A 21,148-nucleotide genomic window follows, 5' to 3' on the forward strand; every position below is an offset into this window, starting at 1 on the left:
TCTTCCAATTCCTTTTATATTCCCATTTGTTACGATTTTCAGGAGAAGTTAAAAATGCCTGCGCAAACTAAAATCATCGATTCAGTGAATGAATTATTAAAGAAAAAAGGGTTTCAACTTGAATTAAATACGGGCGGTGTTTGTGGAGGACTGGCAAGTATTTATGTTAAGTATTGTCTTGAAGGCAGAGAGCCTGAATTTTTTGAGATGGAGCGCAAGCTGGCTAATCCTCCTAAAAATTACAATATGGGTGATGATCCCGACTTTGATAATTTTATTAAAGATGTTGAAATCGCTTTTAACAGCCAGATTTATCATAAAGGAACCTATCAGGGAGACTTAAACGCAATCCTCAAATTTGATGGTAAGCCGGTAAACAATGAATACAATATTGGTTTAGTGGATACCCGAGTCAAATGGGGAGAAATACTGGGCTCCATCAAAAACGAAGGCCGTGCCTGTTATGTCGCGTCAAATAACCATGCGATTGCTATTTCTTTCTCAAATAATCGCTATGTCGTATACGATCCTAATTACGATGAAGATGCCAATAAAAAAATTAATAATACCAAGAGCTTTGACACAGCAGCTAAGGCAATAGAAGAGATTGAGAAATGTTTTGGTGATGTAAATCCCTCGAATCTTTATCGTGATTACCTGGGAATATCAGTCAGAGTCTTTGCTCACCCCAATGAAAAAAGAGCAGCCGTCTATCCCTCCAAGGCTGATATTCAAAGAGCGCATTTTGCTACTTCTTCCTCCCTGACACGCAGTATTAACCATCCCAAAGGATACGGTTATGATTCCATGACCTGCGCTATCAGAGCTAATGACACTGACACTATCCAGCACTTAGTTCAACACATGCCGCTAAAAGCCGAACACGCTACCTGCGCAGAAGGTCATAGCCGCTCTGAGCTGGCCTTGAATATCTTTAAACGTTTAAGCGTCATTGAAGCAGAAAGAGTTATCAGGTACATGCCATTATATGGTTCTGCCGATCTGTTTAAGCAAATGCTTGATAATTATTTCACCACCAAGTCCAATGATCCGAACGCATTTAAGCAAAAATTTGTACACAGCAGCAATCCCACTGTTAAAGCAACAAGCCTTCTCGAATACGCGGTTAAAGGTAAAGATAAAAAAAATATAGAGGTGCTTGCCCAGTTTTTAAAGGCTCATTCAATTGATGCCAGCTCCTACGATATAGATCCGATTATTGAAGCCTTAAAAAAGAATATTGGAAAAGATAAATCAGGAATACTTGAAAATTTATTTCTTCATTTCCCTGATCTGATCAATGAAAAAATGATTGCGGACTTATTAAAAGTCGCCGCAGAAAATAATAGCAGCAAGTCATTAAAGGTTTTACTACAGCAAGTAAGCAGACTAGGATCGGCGAGCAAAGACTCTATTTTTGATGAGAAAATAATATCAAAAATTACCCCAGACAATCTAAAACTACTGGCCGATGCAAATATTCCCATTCCTCAAAGCTTGTTCGCTACTGCCTTAAATAGAAAAGAACCCGCTATTTTTGCAACTTGTGTGGGCGCTTTATCCGGGAATGATCCCTGGGTCCATTTTCTTAAAAAAGCAGTGGATGGCAAGTTTAAGAAAGGTGAGAAACTGCCCATTTCGCTTTTTGATGCTGGCAAGCCCTATACTCCATTTAAAGTATTAGCCCGTTTCCCCAACAATAACGAGATAATTCTCGATAATTGGCCGACCAGAAAGATCCCTCAGTTTACAAAAAATGAAGCTTTATCCTGGGCAGTGGAGTCAGGGAATGTAGAGATTGCCGAAAAATTGCGGCAATCAGGTGCCGCACTCAAGATTGATACTCTGGAAAAACTGATTGCGGATTATCCAAATCGACAAGACAAAATGTATAACTTTCTCCTTGATCGATTAAAGACGTTAATTGTAGGTCACGAGGAGACCCTGGCAAGCCATGCAGCCCAGGTAATTCATCATGCCAGCTTTCATGATACTCCCCATGTGTTAAAAGAAGTCGCTGTTTTATTCAGAGACTCCAGACTTCTCGATCAAAGCCATCTTATCCCGGCTCTGAATCCAGAGATGAAGGCAATGCAGTCAGCCAGTGGAGATGAGCTGATTCGATTGACTGAAGTCGTGAAACATAAAAAATATCCTGCAGAAAAATATGCTTATCGATGGGCAATTTTGAATAAAGAATTCGAGTTCGCAAGTTCACTTTCGCAGTGCTTCACAGCAAGTCCAAACTATTTCTATAATTTATTTCTTGAGGTTAATCGATTAGGTGATGATGAGTGTTTAAATCATCTGTTTATGGAGCACTCCAGCCTTCTTGAAAATGTTGATCTCTACAAACAGCTGGAAGAACAAGGCCAGTTCACTTTATTAAACAAAATTATCCGTCAAAACAAACTAAAAGATGACTCCTATCGCCTGCAACTGCTTAATAGAGCTGTTGAACGACATGATGAAAAGCTTGTTGTCGCTTTGTCGAAATTTGCGAATAGTGGATATTCAACCCATGCCACACCTGTTTATAAAGCATTGGCCGCTCATAATAGCAAAGGGCTTATTTTATTACTGGAAAATGGCGCGTTGCTTAAAGACATTATCGCCTCTGATGTTTTAGATACTTTGGTTAAAACAAACGATATTCAGTTGCTCCACAAGGTATTCGAGGATAAGCATTTTCAAAGCCGCTTCTTTGATTCAAATCAGTTAATAAAACATCTGGAAAAGCTTTATGAAAAAGGCAATTCTGAGCTGCTAGGTGAATTTAATAAAAAGTTTCCTGAAATTGATTTCAAACGTCTTAAAGATAGCCCAGATACTTTTAAATTTTCCGCTTTTGGTGAGAATGTCAAAAACATCGATGGCTTATTTGACCAGGCCTGCAGCAATCGATGTCTTACTGTCGTGAACTCTATTCTTGAAACCTACCAACCCAAGGCAAGAGAAAAAGAATCTCTTTTTGAGCGACTGGATGATTTATTCAATGCGCCTTATAGAACAGAAAAAATCAGACCTTTTAATCCACAATTGGTGAGACAACGAAGGCAGGAAAGAGAAAGCATTGAAGCGAAAGAAAGAGATGCCACTTCCGGGGCTAATAAACGCACTCCCTCAGTACTGAACAGACTGTCATCCGACCAACAAAAAATGATGGCCCAGGCGCAATTTCAAGGAAAATCAACACCTCCACTGCAACAGAGGAAATCACTAAACCCAATCGCAAAACAACTTCCAGTCAATACTGCAGATGAATCAATAAAACCAGAGCAGAGAAAATTACCTGATCCGCCGGTAACAAGGCATCCTCCCGTGGATACAAACGATAATACGCCAATTAATGAGGCGATGAAAAAATACCACTGGCGAAAGGTTTTCGACACTTTATACGATAAAAAGCTGGGACGTCTGTATTCGCTGATTAAAAATGAGAACTATGCCCCATTTGAAGAGTCTCATCGCAAGATTGAGGATGTCATTATCAATCTGCGAACCAGTCAGAAAAATCTTCGTCACTTTACTGATGTTGCACCGGCTCGTAATGAAAGAAGAGCTTCAGCCAATAGCCTTCTTGAAAACAAGCTGATTCTTCGTGCCCTGGATGAAGACAATGAAGATAAATTGCTGCCGTTAATGCAACAGATTAAACCTGAGAAGCCTGAAGCCTTAATGAATGATCGATCAAACTCATTAAATGATGAAGTGATGGCACTTTTTAAAAAATATGCCAAAACGGGTCAGACCAAAGTGATTTCCAATTTATTTTCTTTCTATGAAGCCAATAGCGTTATTCGGCTAGCTTTGGAGAAAGCCAGACAGAATAAAGAGGAATGGGGAACGTTGGTTGGCCTGCTGCAAAGCTGTACCTATACCTCTCCTGAACATTCATCCCCTCCGATTGATAAAGAGCTGATATCCGAATTAGAAAAGCATCGTGAGGATCTACTCACCGGCTTTAAAACTGCCGGCAGAGATATTCGCATGGAATTGGTTCAACTTCTGGATAAGAAAACTGATTCAGCGCTCGCATGGATTCTGAAAAGCGAACATAAGCAGGTCAACACGTTGCTAAATACCGTTGAAGGTGAAATGGTTAAAGCGGAGAGCAGCATCCCCTCAGCCACGAGAAGCAAGGTGTCTCGCTTTATGGTGGGTCTGGACGAATTTAAAAATACTATTGATAAATTGCAAATTCGGTATAACCATTTTCTGGAAACCATTTCCAGCAATGACTATGCTCCAGGTGAAGCTCTCAAAGAATTAACCGCTATTAAAAAGGATTTTCAGGACGGAAAACTTGTGAGTTATTACTTCACTGATGGAACCCTTCTGGATCATCTACTGGATAATCTGCCCAAACACAACAAAGACAACATTCAGGATCTTTTGCAGATCAAACAAAAAATTGATCAGATGTCACAGACATTCGTAGATTATCTGGAGGGTTTTCAGAAAGCAGGATTTAATGCCAAAACCGCCTTACAGCAATTGGAAGCTATTCACCAGACATTTGAAAAAGAACAATTGGTTCCTGGCTATTTTGCTGAAGAAAAATGGATTGAAACCCTGTTTGAGCAGCTCGCTAAATATAAGCAGAAGACAATAAACGAACCCCAGATCTTAAGCTTTTTAACTGATCTTTATAAAATAATCAGCGAAGAAGCAGGACCTATTCAAAAAACAACGCAAGCGCCGCAGGCTGAGCGCGAAGCTCAGGAACGTGCGGCTAAACAACAGGCCGAGCGCCAAGCTGAGGAACGCGCGGCCAAAGAACAGGTCGAGCGCGAAGCTCAGGAACGCGCGGCCAAAGAACAGGCCGAGCGCCAGGATGAAGTAGTGGTTCTATAGGGGTTAAACTAAGCATTTATTAGGGTGACGTTTAAGAGTAGTAATCCACATCCTTGTGGAGGGCATCTTCCTGATGCCGGGACAAATTCCGTTTATGACGTCCATTGTCTTTACTCTTGTACAATAGAATAGTCAAAGAAAAGACAAAAAGCAGTAGGTAATCCGCGCAGTGATTTGTAAGACATTTCTCAAATAAGAGGGATTAGCGATTACAACGGGGTGGCCAATTCGATTGCGATGAAGCCTAATGCGAAGTAGTCCTATGCTGCTGGTTGTTCAATTGAACAGCATATAACAGGGAATTGAAGAGGGTAAGCCGGGTAGCTCTATAATTTATTTCTTAGATTAAGATGTGGCCGTGGGAAAAGAAAACGCTTGCCCTCTCTGTTCTTCTGTAGCTACTTCATTGATCATTTCTTCCATGGTTGAATCGATTACGCCGTCATTACGGCATTGGAAATACCAATCCCAAATCAAACCAACGACATTTTCTTCATTTGTTTCCTTAAAAAAGCCAATATCCATATTGTTCGCTTTACAAAGGGCTTCAATGGGTTCCCAATTGAAGAGTAAATTACCCGTGGGTAGGCGTTTACAGGCCAGTTGGGAAAAGTGAATATCAGCGGGAATATTAATTTGAATTGCTTTCATAGAAAATAAGGGTTATTAGTTTTATTTTAAAGGGTATATAGGCCTGATTGCTAAAGCAAGTTGATTAATAAATTATTTTGAATATAAATCTTAAGAGAATCACAGAGTACAATTGGAACAGGGGCTTTTGTAATACTAATGGTATTAGTATGCATTATACGAGAACAGGCGGCTGGACAATTCCCCTAATTCTTCTCCATGGATTAATTGCGAACGGAAACTGCTGGGCAGACGTAGCGTCGTATCTGATGTTGGACGGCGATGTTCTCATGCCTGACGCGAGAGGGCATGGGCAATCCTCTTCGCCTGCTGATGAATATCGATATGAGAATCATGCCCAAGATGTAGAGGGTCTAATTAACGCATTAAGACTCGCTCCTGCAGTGGTAATTGGTCATTCAATGGGAGGCATGACAGCCGCTTTGCTGGCGTCTCAGAAAAAAACGAGGCTTCGAGGGCTTGTTCTAGCTGAGCCTGCTTTTTTAGAGAGCAAATTACAGCATCAAGTGTATGCTAGCGATATTGTAGAACAGCATCGACAATGGCTAAAGACGCCATGGCGGGACTATTTGTCGTACTTACAGACGAAACATCCTAATCGCTCGCTCACTATGCTGACTCGCCTGGCGAGAGCCCGGTATCAAACACGCATCAATGCATTTCAAGTGTTGCGACCTCCCATCCCTTGTTTCAGGCAATTACTTAAGGAGATTGACATTCCTATGTTGCTTGTCATTGGGGAACGCAGTTTGATTTCTCCAGAAACAATTAGAGCACTGTCCATTGATTATCAAAGTATGAAGATTAAGAGAATAAAAGGGGCGGGGCACGGGCTTCATTATGATAAACCCAAGGAATTTGCCACCATCATTCAATCGTTTGTACGTTCGATTGACAATGGAGTTTAACCTGGTATCGAATCCCCAAGACTCATCAAGAGAGGAAAGCGAACAATTTGCCGGAGATGAAGGAAAATGAACAACGAATACGAGCTTGGATTACCATTGGAATATCAGCAAATGCCTGAGTACTTCGATGCACATAATGTCAGTGAGCAAACAGACTATAAAAATGCGTTGATAGAGAAACTTTTAAGAGACCAGGGAGTTAAAACGGTCCTTGATATGACTTGCGGAACTGGCTCGCAAGTATTTTATCTAGCCGAAAGAGGCTATCACGTGGTGGGCAGTGACTTCAGCCCCAAATTACTTGAGTTTGCACGAGAGAAAGCCAAAGCAATCAATAAAGATATCCCTTTTATTGACGGTGATATGCGAACGCTTGCCGCAGGACAGTTTGATGCAGTGATTACCATTTTCAATGCAATCGGTCATCTAACGAAAGTAAATTTTGAAAAGGCTCTACGCAATATAAAGTCTAATCTTAACGAGGAAGGCATTTATGTTTTTGATATTTTCAACCTGGAAGCCATCACGGCCGAAAGGTTAAGAGAGTATGTAATGGATACAGAGCACTTTGTTAATGAAGTACATATCCGCCATAAACAGTATTCTGAGGTGGATAGGGAAAAAGGACTTCTTACCTCGCATGACCACTACCTAATTTCCAACGGCTCCGATGAACCGGTAAGTTGCAACCACCGCTTCAGTCTTCAAATGTATACCGCCTTCGAATTACAGACCATTCTTGAACGAAATGGGCTTGACGTCATAAAACAATGGGATATGGAGGGAAATGATTTTATAGCTGAGCATAGTATAAGCATACTCACGGTGGCGAGGAAGAAAATATCACGCTGACGAGATTCGGAGTAGTGGACCATGTCATAGGTTTAATGCTATTCCCCAAAAGTGCCTCGAACAGGGTTTCAATAATTAGAGATTCAATGGACCAGGGACCGGTTATTGCTAAATCGATCGCAGCCTTCTAAACCTATGAATAGGCCTAGCGTTTCAGAACGGGTGTTCTGCCGCAAAAATTTAAATTTCAGATAAGAAAATCCTCAAAAACATTGTGTTATATTTCCCCATGCCTCAGCCAGGTTTAGTTTCAAAAGGATCTCATAACATGGTTTGAGGAAAATTTAACCAATAGAATGAGGTAGTATGCTTGTTTTTATAAAGCGCATTAAGATATGGCCAGCCATCATTTTAATGATTGTAACCACCACAATGTTTGCTAGGAGTTTGGCAATGGAAAATAACCCATCTGAGATACAGAAAAAAATAAAGACCCTTTGTCTGGACAGAGCCCAATCACCAGGTGATTTCACAGAGTTTACGAATACATTAATGTCGTTAGGAATCATTAGGCAAACTTATGATGTCTTAGAAAATAGTCTCTATTTTTATTCTAAAGAGACAATGTTGTATCGACTACCTGTATCCGAAATTGAAAAATCAGATAGTGCCCCATACATTATTGGAGAGACATTAGATGTAGCCAAGGTTAAAAGTGCAATTGAGGATCTCGAAGAAAAAAAACTGTCGATTATTGAGTTCCACAGAGAGCTTGCTAAAGCAGGTGTTGTCTATGTCAGTGTATTTTTAAATAAAAAAACAATCTACTATTTTGGTCAGGATGCCAAGTATTTCCTTGAAGCGTACTAACTTAAACGTAATTTTATTGAAATCTATTCAAAGTTCGGTATCGCTGAGTTCGAGTGCGATCTTATTCGTGAGCGAACCAGCGTTGTATTCTGATGAGAGCATGACACAACAAAACCATCTTAGAAGGATAAAAATATTTACGTTATTGTGTCTTTGAAAACAATTCATCAAACAATGCCTGAGCCTTCAGAGCGTTGACCTCGAAGAGTTCTTTTTGAAACTGCTCTTGGCTAACGAGATAACAACGATCAAGCTCAAAACGGCTTAATTGCTTTGCTGGACGATAGGGCGTAAGGTGCCTTATTAATCGATAGTTCCCCTTCCACTGCATATAATAAATATTAATAAATAGTTCTTCATTCTTATCTTTCCTGAAATCAGTACGAATAGAACTTTCCCCATCAATGGGCCAGAATAAATGCTTGATATCACAATGCTTATAACGATTTTTTCCTTTTAAAAGGTCATTTAAGAAATTTTCTAAGCCAAGAGTACCGAAATACGTGTAGCCGGGATCGCCATAATGGCTAAAAAAGGATTCAGATAGACGCCTAAGAGGACTTTTTTCGGTTATAAAGTACAAAGGCCAGAGAATAATTTTTCGAATCAGATAGCTTTTAAATCCTGGCCTTTTAGCAAAGAGAGCAAATTGGATGTCTTCTTTCCATTGTCGAAAACCTTTCAGGACAATCAGTGTATGCGTAGATTGATTAAGATCCCCAAGAGGTAAATGACAGCAACAATTTCGAAGGCTCCCATCTCTTTATCCCGGTAACACGTTATGACGGGGGATTCTAACTAAATAAAGAGACTCAATCAATTCTCTCCACTATTGGCTTAGCGGCAGGGGTTGTTCTTCAGGAATCTCATTCATTGTTTGCTTGTAAATTGAAGAGCGCGACGCTCCTTACTTCGAAAAGTTTAGCACATTACCCATCAGATTCTGTCATTGACAATGCCCTAAACTTCAGGATTAGAAAAAAGCACCGACCGTTATTTTGATATCCCTTAGGACGATGCTGAGTCCACCTATTGATGATCTCCCGCAAACCCCTTGCGGGAGATCATCATGCGAAATGTTTACAACGGCTTTATTTTAATTCTAAGGCAGGGCTGCTATTTTCCTCAACAACAGGAACTACAGCGGTGTATACACTTCCCATTTTGGTGAGGATGGCAACGTTTTGTTTCATATCGCCAAACGAAGCACTTCGTCTTAGGGGCTGTACTTCGGTGGTCTCGCTTTGAGTAATTGCTTCACTTGCTGCTTTCGCACGAAGCGCCATACCATATTGATGAGCGAGGTAGCTGGTACAAACTGCATTGCCGAGTTGGTTGTCGCGCAGCATGTAAAGGGGGCTTATTTCTCGAAGCATTTTGTATATTTTCATCACTTCGCTGGTGATATCGACGACATTCTCACTGGCAAACACCTTTTCATAATTCATTAAAAGCATAAGGCTCATCAAAAAATATCCCGTTCGCCCTCGGCCTGCGCTACAGTGAATTACGGTGTTGTGAATTAAACTATCTTCGTAGATTTCCCAAATCGCCTTTTTAAGGGCCTCACCATTCAGAACGGGGTAGCTATGCCAACTATTTGCCAGGTTAAGCGAGCCGCCATCCGATATGGGAATTAAAACAACATCAACGTCTTTTGCTTCATTAGTATCCGTTTGGGGGAAGCTAAGCGTAGAGTATGCGATAGTGCTGGGACAAATCCGATTCGTTTTAAACTCAGCCTCTCCACTTTTTCGAGTGACTGTAAAGCTATAATTTTTTCCTGCGTGTGCAAATGACCTTTCCCCATCAGTAAAACAATAATCAGCAAAATCAGGACGTTGATTGCTAGAATCAGAAAGGGTGACCCCTAGGGCCTAGTGTGTACGTAGACCTCATTTTCGGACAACATTAGTTCCCATTTCAAATTTGTAGTTGTCATTTATTATCATTTCACATACTATCCCATTCAATTAAACGGCTAGACTACCGTAATTTGCCTTTCTCTGTGATACAGAAGGGACTATGATTTTAAATAATCAAGCGTATAGAGATTTTTTCCATGTTGAGGAGTGTTTATTTAGTGATTCCCTCAGTCACTACACTGAGCTTCATGCACTTTTTGAGAGCTTAAAAAAAAATTCTGCCCCCGGTTTAACAAAGACCTATCACAACAATATAGTTTTGCAATGGGCAGCAACGACTTGTGTATTTTTATTACAACATCATGTGATAGCTTGTTTGAGTCAACCTTTGGAACAAGAACAATGATGTGAATGGCTCTGTTCGTCCATGCTTTACCCAGAACACCGCCGAAGAAACGACGTGGTATACAGGCTATAATTGATAATGGGAGTTAACGCTAATAGAAAATAATCTATCGGTAACATTAATTAAAAAGGTTATTGCAGAGAACATGAAACCAAACCGCTCTCAACTACAAGACGAGTGCTTTTTGTTATTACTGGAAAGCTCCCTTAGGTCAATTCCTTTCAACGGCTTATTATCGGTATTGATATCCTTCTATCTACTCTACCGACAAGCACCACTTTATTGGGTGATGACTTGGTTACTTGCTGTCATCTTTTTAAGCATAGCACGCTTGCTGTATAGTAAGTATTGCATTAAATCAAAGCGTTATATTAAAAAGAAAAAACAGACATTACACCTATTTATTGCCTTGACATTCCTAATGGGTGCATTATGGGGTAGCTCTTATCTATTATTTTATCCTTACTTTTTAAAAGTGAATCAAAATATCATTACCTTGGTTCTCGGGGGAATGGCTGCAGGCGCGCTCGCATCATTATCCGTTTACCTTCCCGCCTACTGTGCGTATTTATTACCGATGTTTTTACCTCTCATCGTTTACAACTATTGGTTAGGAGAATTTAATCACAGTATTTTAGCGACGATGTTCTCTTTATTTGTTCTCATGTTACTCATTACAGCAAAATCCCAGTCTAGAATTTTACAAAGCACCATTCGCTTAACCCAAGAAAAAGAGAAGGCACTCATTGAAATCAAACGGTTGTCTATCACCGATTCACTGACGGGTCTTTATAATCGGCGATATTTTGACCAAAGACTAAGTGAAGAGTTTGCTAGAGCCAAACGCAATCATCATCCAATTAACTTGGTGTTAATCGACGTTGATGACTTTAAACGACTTAACGATAACTTTGGGCACCCTTCAGGTGATTTGTTTTTAAAGAATTTAGCTGCAGCCATCAAAAAATCTGCTCAAAGAGCAAATGATACTTCTTTTCGAATTGGCGGTGACGAATTTGCTACTATTCTGTCGAACACCTCACTGGAGGACGCTATTCTAGTATGCCAGAAATTACAAAATAAAGTTCAATCTGAAGTGTCGAATGCAACTACACTGAGTATTGGTATCGTGAGTGTGTCCCCAAGCTGCCCAGAGGAAGACGTAGAGCAAATCATTTCAGTAGCCGATAAAACATTGTATGAAGCGAAGAAAAGCGGAAAAAATCAAGTTCGCTCTCAACAGCTTAATTGCCTATAATCCAGAGCACTATTGGCATAAGCAGGATAATTAAAACAAAAGGATTACTAAATGAACATACTAATCACTGGTGGCTGCGGTTTTATTGGCTCTCATCTTGCCCAATACTATCTTGGAAAAGGGCATAAGGTTGTATGCGTTGACAATTTAGACACTGGAAAAATTGAAAATATCAATGAATTCAAACAGCATCATTCATTTACATTTGAGAAAACCGATTTATTGACTTGGCCAAACTTGCAAGATACAGTGAGTTGGGCAGATGTGATTTTCCATCTAGCCGCATCGGTTGGAATGTTTAAAGTCTTACATAATCCAATCGCTGTAATAAATAATAATATTATTGCCTGCAACCATTTGCTACAGGCAATCGATAAGGCTCAAAAAAAACCTATTACGGTCATTGTTTCCTCATCTGCTGTGTATGGAGATTCTAAAGGTTTATGCGAAAGTAGCTCCCTAAACTTAAAACCTCTTACAAACTCCCATATGACTTATTCCATAAGTAAACTAACTGAGGAAATAATCGGGTACGCCTATTTTTATCAGAAAAATATACCGGTCATTTTACCCCGAATATTTAATACGATTGGCCCTCGGCAGACAGGGCAATACGGGATGGTTGTTCCACGTTTTATAAGACAAGCCTGTGAGAATGAACCACTCACTGTTTTTGGGGATGGCCATCAGACCCGTTCTTTTTGTGACGTAAGGGATGTGGTAGCGGCTCTTGATTTACTTATCAATACCCCTGAGAGTATTGGTAAGAGTATCAATATTGGAAATAATAGAGAAATCTCTATCAATAATCTGGCGGAATTAACAAAAAGTTACTCAAAAAGTAACTCTGAAATTGTTCACATCCCTTATGATGAGGCTTATGGGGTCGACTATGTGGATATTGAGCAACGCTGCCCTAACCTCAATACCTTATTCACGCTAACGTCTTTTCAGCACAAATGGACTTTAGAAGATACGTTGAAGGATTTAATTACTAAGTATAAACAATCCCAAAATAATGGATGGGACCATAGGGTATCCTAATTGATAACAGAATAGCCTCTGGTATTTGTGGAACTGGCATCAGTGAAAATTTACAGCAGATTATTCAGCGACAACCACCACACAGGTTAAGCAAATACCGGAACTCAGTTTGCCTATATTTTATAAATGGAGAGTGTACAGCTTAAGTACTTTCTTTTGAGCATTTTTTATATTTTCACGCTTGTCTTTAAGTTTTAGCGAGAGTAATCCCATGAGTCACTTTCAGTGTTTGAAGTTGTAATGAATGCGCCCTAGCTTTAATCCCTTATTAATTGTTTTAACATTGACAAAAAAATAAAACTGACCTTAATTACGCAGGTCCGAGCTAATTGCCTCATCTCTTGCGGCATTTTCAGCCTGGAATCCGATGAACATTGTCGGTCACAGTCGGCCTTGGAAAAGTGGATTTAAGTCTAATATAGAAGCTATACTAAATAATGGGAATTTAAAGGCTGCTATGCTATGAAAGCATTAGGATTCACAATTATCGAATTATTAATTGTTGTCGTAGTCATCGGAATTCTAGCAACCATTGCAATTCCAGCTTATCAAGATTACACGATAAGAGCACGCGTGACGGAAGGTTTGAGTTTAGCCAGTGCTGCAAAACAGACCGTATCGGAAACCACTCAAGTTAAAAATGGGGTGCTTCCGGCTGATAATAACGCAGCAGGCTATTCACCTCCAGCGGCTACTCCTTCTGTTTCTTCCATTAATATTCAAAATGGTCAGATAACAATCGCTTACACTCCCTTAGCTGGCAATGGTACGATCATACTGACTCCAACAGTACAGTCCGGAGGGGAAATGATCTGGGATTGTCGTGCCGGAACACTTCCCGATAAATACCGTCCCTCGACTTGTCGAGGGGGTAATGCTACTCAAGGAACAAACTCTGGCACTGGCGGCGATTCTGGGGCTGGCGGAAACTCTGGCTCTGGTGGAAACTCTAACACTGAAAGAGACTGGCTCTGGTGGCTCTGGTGGCTTTTCGGCAGATAGCTGCTTGGCAACCCAATGCAAATAATAATGATGATGCCCTTATATTCGGTAAATTCCACAAATCGTCTTTATATCAGGGTTGATTTAAAATGCATATTACAAGCAAGTCGATTGATGGCGGGCTGCAATGGGATCCATAACCCCATCGCTATACTTTCGCCTTGAAAAAGGCACTGAGTAAATCACTAAGCCCGAATACGCTCAGTGTTTTAAGAAATTTCTCGCCCTCCACTGCGCCAATAACCTACTGCTTTTCTATTTCACTTTGTCTATCTTTAAGACAGATGAGCAAAGACATTGGACGTTTTAAACGGACTTTTTAGCGGTACCAGGACGCTACCTTCTGCAAGGATGCAGAGCTCTGAACTATTAGGCCTATACCGCCTGATGAATCACATGCGTAACCACGCCCCAAATGACTAAATCCTGATTTTCAGTAATATCGATGGCTGAAAAGGCTGGGTTTTCAGGCAAAAGTTGCACTTGCCCTCCGGTCCTTGATAAGCGCTTCACAGTGAGCTCTCCATCAATGGCGGCAATGACAATTTTTCCGTGTGTCGCCTCAAGGCTACTGTCAACAATCAGCAAATCGCCGTTATGTATACCGGCATCCTTCATGGAGTCGCCGGAGGCGGTTAATAAGAAAGTCGAGGAGGGATGTTTAATTAAAAACTCATTTAGATTCAAATGCGCTTCAATGTAATCATCCGCAGGGGATGGAAATCCTGCTTTGACTTTACAGCTGTATAAAGGCAGCGTTAAGGGACTTGAGGCACTAATGAAATGTTTGACCTCTTCGATACGCGATAAGGGAATGCGCATCGCTTGAGTGGATTCACCGTATTGATTACTGCCTTTGGGTCGCCCCGCCCCCTCTAGTTTGCCGCCTTTCATTGCAACTCCGCTCATGTGGTCTGTCAATTATTTGACATTCTATGAAAGAGACGAGTATATTTGAATTAAGTACGCTTTTCAAACCAACCCATTCAACACGAGAAGAACAACTCAAAAGGACAGGGCTATCACGACTCATTGCTTGAGGATTTGCCATGTATGCACTCATCGATTGTAACAATTTTTATGCAAGCTGTGAACGATTGTTCAGGCCAGACCTACTCACGACGCCGATTGTAGTGCTCAGCAACAATGACGGCTGTGTCATTGCCCGCTCCAATGAGTCCAAATCCTTAGGGATTAAAATGGGCGCACCCTTTTTCGAGGTCAAAGCCTTGTGCAAAAAGCACAAGGTAAACGTGTTTTCGTCAAACTACACGCTGTATGGCGATATCTCCCATCGGGTTATGCGCCTCATTGAAGAACACTGGCCGGAGACTGAAATTTATTCCATCGATGAAGCCTTCCTGGATTTAAGCACCTTGCCCGAACGCATGCGCTTTTCCTTTTGCGAAAAATTACAAAAGACCATTCTAAAAGGCGTGCACATCCCAACATCCATTGGAATCGGCAAAACCAAAACACTGGCCAAAGCCGCTAATTTCATCGCCAAGAAAAAACTGCAAACCCCGGTCTTTGACATCACGGGCCATGAGGCGCGCTGGCTCAAGCAGCTTGAAGTGTCGGATGTTTGGGGGATTGGGCGCCAATGGTCAAAAAAACTCAATGGCCTAGGCATTCAAACAGCACTTGATTTAGCAGAATCTGACGCCAATTTGATGCGCAACAAATTTAGCGTGGTCATGCAGCGAACCGTGCTGGAATTGAATGGCCTATCGTGTTTGGAATTGGAATCGCCAGAACCTAAGCAATCAATTATGTCCTCCTGCTCCTTTGGCGGCCTGCAATCCGACTATCAGGTCATTCAAGAAGGCATTAGCCATCACTGCGCCACGGCATCGGCCAAGATGCGAAAACAAGGGTTAACCACCCAATACCTTTCGGTGTTTATTCGCTCCAATCCTTTTCGTGAAGATACCAAGCAGTATGCGAACTCTATTGGCTTTCGCCTGGTCAACCCCACCGATGATGTGCGGGTTATCACCAAATGGGCGAAATACTGTTTAAAGAAAATTTATCAACCAGGTATTTTCTATCATAAATCAGGCGTCCTCTTAAATGATTTAACCAGCAACCGCTTTTACCAGGCCGATTTATTCAACCAACCAAGTGATTTGCAGCACTCGACTACCTTGATGCATTTAATGGATAGCATCAATCAAAAATATGGCGCAAGAACCCTACGTTTAGCCGCTGAAGGCTTCCAAAAATCCTGGTCGATGAAGCGGCAATTGATGTCGCCTTGTTACACCACGCGCTGGTCTGATTTACCTATTGCTTATACTGACAATGGACAAGGAAAACGCCGTTGACTAGGATTAAAGAGTCTTTGGAGGAATTACCATGTGCGGCCGATTTTCTGTCGACACCGATATCGAAAAACTAAAACAGCAATTTGCAGTCACCACTGTGGAGCCTTTGCCTAAAAGTCGCAATGTCGCGCCAACCGAGGCCGCCCTTTGCCTTATTCCCACTGAAGAAGGCTTAAAGGCCGTGCAAATGCGCTGGGGCATTGTGCCCTGGTATGCGAAAAGCAAAAAATCAATGCTGCTCATTAATGCACGCGCTGAACAAGCCGCCGAAAAGCCGGCCTTTAAACAAGCGATTAAATACCGGCGCTGCCTTTTAATTATGAATGGTTTTTTTGAATGGCAGCATCACCCTAAAGACAATAAAACCGTCAAACAACCCTATTACATTCATCAGAAAGACAATGCCCTTTTAGCGGTCGCTGCCATTTGGGAGCGCTTTGAGCCTGAGCCAGACCTGATTATTCCTTCCTGCTGCTTACTGACCACTTCTCCTAATGAGCTGGTTGCGAAACTTCATGACCGCATGCCCTGGTTTTTAGACGAGACCCGACAAGCAAAATGGCTCTCCCCTGCCCCGTTTTCCACTGAGGAAGTGAGTCTCTTACTCCAACAGCCCAATCCGTTGAGCTCGTCTGCCATCCCGTGACGCCTAAAGTGAATTCCGCACTGTATAAGGGGGACGATTGCATTGAAGCCCTCTCGACTGATACCTCCATGACAGAATGATTTTTGAGGCCCTACAATTTTCAAACATCCATGCACTGGATTTTCTTTCGCGTTTAAGCCACCATTATCTGTACCGCAAAATTCCTTTTAAAGACAAGGAGTGTCTATGGAATGGCAAATCGGCGAGACAGTGTACTGGTTAGGCCAACAACACACCCCAGATTTTGGTTTATTCCCTTTATCGATTGCGATTGTAAAAGAGACTATCCAAGACATTCGCCCGCAAACGTCTCAACAAAATCCTATCGTGACCGCCCGTTTCGCTTTTTGCCTGGAAACTCCAGGGAAATTATCAGCCGTGAACTCGGGCATTCGCGTTTGAATATTACTAAAACTTATCTTGGATAAAAACGCAATAGAGCATCTCCTAATATTCATTATCATCAGAGATTAATCTGGAAATTCTCTCATGTGTTACCTCATCCAGATTAGTATTCTGCTGTAATTTTAAAATAAAATCTCTGATATCTGGGTCATCAATTATCCATAAAACTTGATTATTATTAAAACAACATTCAATAATAGATTTAATATCATTCTCATCAATATCATCAATATACTGACTTAGTTCATCAATAATAATATGGGTCTGACGGAAAGATTCACTATTATTTAGGCAATCAAGTAACTCTCGAATTTTTTCTTTAATCTGATCTTGAAGTTCAAAATGAGGTAAGTATTTTTTAAAAAATATATTTAAATCCTGAAAATAAATTAAATTAGAGTTTTTTTTACTCTTCCATTCTTTAATTAGGAAAGGCTTTGCCCTTAATTTATCCAGCTCATCTCTAAAATCACCATCATCTGAGATTATGATTAAATCATTCCCTTTTTTTAAATCAGCTAAAAACGATTCCCAATGAATGGCATCACCCAATTCATTGGGTTTACCTGGAGGATTCTTTGCTCTCATTCTCGCAAGCGCTGCGCCATAAATCTTATTAGTATTTTTTATAAAATGAGAACTCTCAAATATATTGCTAATAATTTCATCAGCCTTCAGGCTTTCGTTTATAGCACTATCTTTGATATTTCTGAGCAAATTATTGTATTTATTTTCATATTCTTTCTTAGCTTTTAAAAGCTCTTTATAAGCACTAATTTCATTTAAAAATAAAGTGGGAATTTTCTGATTAAAATTTATTTTCATAAAGTCATCAATCGATTTTTGAATAGTACTTTCTCTATTTCTATAAAACTCATCTTTCAATTGTTGAGTTATTACAATCTCCAAGTGCTTTTTATCTAAATATGTTGATAGGGTTTCTAATGTCTTTAAATCTGAAGTCGAAAATGAATAAAACTTAAGATATATATTCGTATCAATAAATACTACATTTCTTTTAGCTGGCATTAACATTCCTTGTTAAATAACCTATTTATAGATTCTAGCAGTAGAAAAATAATTTTTGATTTTTAAAAATAAGCTTTACAAGTACACCCAGAAGTACACCTAGCAGAATTTTTGATTTTAAATAAGTTTAACTAAGAAGATGTAACTTACTGATTCCAAAGGGGAATTGATGGTCGGGACGGAAGGATTTGAACCTTCGACCACTAGCACCCCATGCTAGTGCGTATCAATATCAAAAAATATCAAAGAGCATCAAAAAATCGATACAAGCATTGATACATAAGGATTTAATAGTTATCCTATATATCATTTAATATCAACCGAATTCATGTAAGCTCATAAAAAAGTACCCATCAAAGTACCCATTGAGTCAATTATCAGGTGGAATCGATGAATCAATTTACGGACACGTTTATTAAACGACTAAAACCCAAGGACAAGCGAGAAGAAAAATTTGAGGGTGGTGGATTCGGTATCATGATCTACCCCACTGGAACAAAAACATGGATCTACCGGTATAAAATAGATAATAAAAAAGATTATATTATTCTGGGCCATTACCCTGAAATGAGTTTATCTGATGCAAGAAAGCAATTTTTGGAATTCAGAGACAAACGCCGTGCAGGCCTCAACCCTAAAGAAATAATAAAAGAACAAAACGAACAAGATCATAGTACAGTAAAAAAACTGATACTTGATTGGTATACTGGTTATATCGAAAAGCAGCGGGCTCAACCAAAGCAAATTAAACAAATCATTGATGCAGACATTATCCCTCTTTTAGGTGAAAAAAAACTTGAAAAGTTAAAAACAAAAGATATTACTCAAGCATTGGATACAATTGTGAATCGTGGCTCCCCTGTTCATGCAAACAAAGTATTAGCAGCATTGAAACAAGCCTTTGGCTATGGAGTCCGCCGCGGAAGCATTCAACAGAATCCTGCAGATAGTATCCTAGCTAAAGACATTGGCGGCATGGAAAAACCTAGAGAACGCCACCTAACGATAGCTGAAATTAAAAAACTATGGCTTTTCTTAGACAGCGATCTACATTCGCTTTCATTGCAAATAAAAAATGCAATAAAAATTATTTTATTAACTGGAGTGAGAACAGGTGAGTTACGACTTGCTCAATGGGCAGAATTTAATTTTATTCAATCACTATGGACTATTCCCGCAGAGCATTCCAAATCACGAATACCTATGAAAATACATTTAAGCCAGCCAGTCAAACAGCTTTTGTTTGAGCTTAAAAAACAAAATAATTCTATATATGTTCTTGCTGGAAACAATGAAGATTGCCCTCTTTCAGATAAAGCATTACCTAAAGCTGTTATCCGTCTCCAAGAACGCATAGGTATTCCACAATGGACTCCACACGATCTACGCCGAACATTCGCTACACAACTAGGTGAAACTCTTCATGTTGATCCGGTTGTTATTGAAAAATGCTTAGGGCATAAAATGCCTAAGATCATGGCAACATATAACAAAAATGAAATGCTTCCTCAACGTAAAGAAGCATTAGAAATGTGGGGTGAATACATTCAAAACATAGTTTCTACTGAAATGGAAAGTTATCATATGCAGAATTTTGCAAAGGATGTCATTCAATGAATATTGACGAAATAAGACAGCTCATCAGCCAAGGCGAATCAGAACATTTAGAATTTAAAAAATCAACAACACAAATCAAACCTGCATTTGAAACACTTTGCGCATTCCTGAATGGAGCAGGAGGTATTGTTCTAATTGGCGTCACTGATAATGGACAAATTGTGGGGCAACAAATCACCGATAAAACCAAGCAAGAGTTAGCCCGAGAACTATCTAAGATAGAGCCAAAAACATCTCCTGAAATACACTACTTAAATATAGATGAGAACAAACAAATAATTATTATAAGAACCTCCACCGGCACTCATATGCCTTATGTTTATGGCGGAAGGCCTTTTGAAAGAAACCAATCAACCACTGAACAAATGTCTCAACATCGTTATGAGCAACTTATTGTCAATAGAGGACAGTTAAACCATAGCTGGGAAGAATTTCTTGCAAAAGACTTCACAATTGATGACCTTGATCATGAAGAAATCAAACGCACAATAGAAGAAGGGGTAAATAAACATCGCATTAGTGTTGAAGCACTAAACTATAGTTCAGAACAAATTTTAATTAATTTTGATCTGATAGATCATGGTTTGCTAACTAATGCAGCTATCGCACTTTATGCTAAATATCCTTCAAAAACTCTCCCTCAATGCGAAATAAAAATGGCGCGATTTAGAGGGCTAGATAAGCTAGGTGATTTCATTGATAACCAATGGCTTCATGGCAATATTTTTCAATTAATCACTGCAGCTCATCATTTCGCCTCTCGTCATCTCCCAATTGCTGGTTTTTTTGAGCCTGGAAAATTGGAGCGCATTGATCAACCTGCAGTACCCGGCCTTGCTCTTCGTGAAGCATTAATTAATGCATTTTGCCATAGAGACTATATAGATAGATCATCAACTACCTCATTAGCTATCTATGACGATCGCTTAGAAATATGGAACCCAGGAAAACTACCGCATCAATTAAAAATTGAGAATTTGAAAACCTTCCACAACTCTGTGCCACGGAACAAAACAATCGCTCAAGTACTTTACAAACGCGGCTGGATTGAAAGCTGGGGAACAGGAACTTTACGTATGGCGGAGCACTGTAAACATAATCGAACTCCTGAGCCAGAATTTCGAGAAGAGTTTGATGGACTTTCTGTTATTTTTTCTTTTAAAGACTCAATGCATTCGGTTTCTACAATTTCCAAAGAAGCATTATCATCACTTCAAGAAGAAATCATCTCTATGTTACAAAAAGCCCCTATGAGCTCAACTCAAATAAACGAACACTTAAATAAACCACTGTCACCGCGCACGCTTAGACATGAGTTACACAGATTGAAACAAAAGGGGATGATTAATGATAGAAGAGAAGCTCTTTCCTCTATTTGGTTTATTACTAAAAATAATTAGCTATATTAAAAAGGCCAGGCAAAGGCCAGGCAAAGGCCAGGCAAGGCCAGGCAAAGGCCAGGCAAGGCCAG

The 21,148-nt window shown here is 40.0% G+C and carries 17 protein-coding genes and 1 pseudogene; 13 read left to right on the forward strand and 5 right to left on the reverse strand.

The window, feature by feature from the left end; genetic code table 11:
• The first annotated feature begins 54 nt into the window (after window positions 1-54).
• On the forward strand, window positions 55-4,857 hold the full coding sequence (locus LXA66_RS03985; RefSeq protein WP_233012016.1) for a hypothetical protein: 4,803 nt from the start codon (window positions 55-57) through the stop codon (window positions 4,855-4,857).
• A 345-nt stretch (window positions 4,858-5,202) separates the two neighbouring features.
• Here LXA66_RS03985 and LXA66_RS03990 read toward each other — a convergent pair whose 3' ends face one another.
• Window positions 5,203-5,508, reverse strand: a complete 306-nt coding sequence (locus tag LXA66_RS03990; protein ID WP_112220632.1) for a hypothetical protein — start codon at window positions 5,506-5,508, stop codon at window positions 5,203-5,205.
• A gap of 149 nt (window positions 5,509-5,657) precedes the next feature.
• Here LXA66_RS03990 and LXA66_RS03995 point away from each other — a divergent pair, with 149 nt between their 5' ends.
• The 3 genes from LXA66_RS03995 (at window position 5,658) to LXA66_RS04005 (ending at window position 8,078) form a co-directional block, all read left to right on the forward strand.
• Window positions 5,658-6,416 (forward strand): alpha/beta fold hydrolase, encoded by a 759-nt coding sequence (locus LXA66_RS03995; protein ID WP_233012017.1) that lies wholly within the window; start codon window positions 5,658-5,660, stop codon window positions 6,414-6,416.
• Window positions 6,417-6,482: 66 nt separating this feature from the next.
• Window positions 6,483-7,268, forward strand: coding sequence for a class I SAM-dependent methyltransferase (locus LXA66_RS04000; protein ID WP_233012018.1), 786 nt, complete (start codon window positions 6,483-6,485; stop codon window positions 7,266-7,268).
• Window positions 7,269-7,574: 306 nt separating this feature from the next.
• Entirely contained in the window at window positions 7,575-8,078 is a 504-nt protein-coding gene (locus LXA66_RS04005) for a DUF1398 family protein (RefSeq protein WP_233012019.1), read from the forward strand.
• Between the two features lie 142 nt (window positions 8,079-8,220).
• Here LXA66_RS04005 and LXA66_RS04010 read toward each other — a convergent pair whose 3' ends face one another.
• The gene (locus LXA66_RS04010) at window positions 8,221-8,661 is read right to left on the reverse strand and encodes a hypothetical protein (protein ID WP_233012020.1); all 441 of its coding nucleotides are present in this window, start codon (window positions 8,659-8,661) and stop codon (window positions 8,221-8,223) included.
• A 508-nt stretch (window positions 8,662-9,169) separates the two neighbouring features.
• Entirely contained in the window at window positions 9,170-9,799 is a 630-nt protein-coding gene (locus LXA66_RS04015; protein ID WP_370637163.1) for a protein-tyrosine phosphatase family protein, read from the reverse strand.
• Window positions 9,800-10,103: 304 nt separating this feature from the next.
• Here LXA66_RS04015 and LXA66_RS04020 point away from each other — a divergent pair, with 304 nt between their 5' ends.
• From LXA66_RS04020 to LXA66_RS04035, 4 genes and pseudogenes are all read left to right on the forward strand, one after another.
• Window positions 10,104-10,349: a hypothetical protein gene (locus LXA66_RS04020; RefSeq protein ID WP_233012022.1), complete on the forward strand. Its 246-nt coding sequence runs from the start codon at window positions 10,104-10,106 to the stop codon at window positions 10,347-10,349.
• A 145-nt stretch (window positions 10,350-10,494) separates the two neighbouring features.
• Window positions 10,495-11,607, forward strand: a complete 1,113-nt coding sequence (locus LXA66_RS04025) for a GGDEF domain-containing protein (protein ID WP_233012023.1) — start codon at window positions 10,495-10,497, stop codon at window positions 11,605-11,607.
• Window positions 11,608-11,658: 51 nt separating this feature from the next.
• Window positions 11,659-12,651, forward strand: a complete 993-nt coding sequence (locus tag LXA66_RS04030; RefSeq protein ID WP_233012024.1) for an NAD-dependent epimerase/dehydratase family protein — start codon at window positions 11,659-11,661, stop codon at window positions 12,649-12,651.
• Between the two features lie 462 nt (window positions 12,652-13,113).
• A pseudogene (locus LXA66_RS04035) lies at window positions 13,114-13,518 on the forward strand (pilin); the annotation flags it as partial.
• Between the two features lie 510 nt (window positions 13,519-14,028).
• Here the strand turns inward: LXA66_RS04035 and LXA66_RS04040 are convergent.
• Window positions 14,029-14,547, reverse strand: a complete 519-nt coding sequence (locus LXA66_RS04040) for a LexA family transcriptional regulator (protein ID WP_233012025.1) — start codon at window positions 14,545-14,547, stop codon at window positions 14,029-14,031.
• Between the two features lie 155 nt (window positions 14,548-14,702).
• On the opposite strand from LXA66_RS04040, the gene LXA66_RS04045 reads away from it, so the two are divergent.
• The 3 genes from LXA66_RS04045 (at window position 14,703) to LXA66_RS04055 (ending at window position 17,028) form a co-directional block, all read left to right on the forward strand.
• Complete coding sequence (locus LXA66_RS04045) at window positions 14,703-15,980, forward strand: Y-family DNA polymerase (protein WP_058524218.1); 1,278 nt, start codon at window positions 14,703-14,705, stop codon at window positions 15,978-15,980.
• A 31-nt stretch (window positions 15,981-16,011) separates the two neighbouring features.
• Window positions 16,012-16,626, forward strand: coding sequence for an SOS response-associated peptidase (locus LXA66_RS04050; protein WP_233012026.1), 615 nt, complete (start codon window positions 16,012-16,014; stop codon window positions 16,624-16,626).
• Window positions 16,627-16,812: 186 nt separating this feature from the next.
• The gene (locus tag LXA66_RS04055; RefSeq protein WP_233012027.1) at window positions 16,813-17,028 is read left to right on the forward strand and encodes a hypothetical protein; all 216 of its coding nucleotides are present in this window, start codon (window positions 16,813-16,815) and stop codon (window positions 17,026-17,028) included.
• Between the two features lie 45 nt (window positions 17,029-17,073).
• Here the strand turns inward: LXA66_RS04055 and LXA66_RS04060 are convergent, their stop codons facing one another.
• Window positions 17,074-18,060 (reverse strand): PIN domain-containing protein, encoded by a 987-nt coding sequence (locus LXA66_RS04060; protein WP_233012028.1) that lies wholly within the window; start codon window positions 18,058-18,060, stop codon window positions 17,074-17,076.
• A gap of 390 nt (window positions 18,061-18,450) precedes the next feature.
• Here LXA66_RS04060 and LXA66_RS04065 point away from each other — a divergent pair, with 390 nt between their 5' ends.
• Both LXA66_RS04065 and LXA66_RS04070 read left to right on the forward strand, forming a co-directional pair.
• Window positions 18,451-19,677, forward strand: a complete 1,227-nt coding sequence (locus LXA66_RS04065; RefSeq protein ID WP_233012029.1) for a site-specific integrase — start codon at window positions 18,451-18,453, stop codon at window positions 19,675-19,677.
• A complete protein-coding gene (locus LXA66_RS04070; RefSeq protein ID WP_233012030.1) occupies window positions 19,674-21,077 on the forward strand; it encodes an ATP-binding protein in 1,404 nt (467 codons plus the stop codon). Before LXA66_RS04065 ends, LXA66_RS04070 begins: the two co-directional genes overlap by 4 nt.
• Window positions 21,078-21,148: the final 71 nt, after the last annotated feature.

Origin of the sequence: Legionella sp. 16cNR16C, from assembly GCF_021297775.1 — a bacterium.
GTDB lineage: Bacteria > Pseudomonadota > Gammaproteobacteria > Legionellales > Legionellaceae > Legionella_C > Legionella_C quinlivanii_A.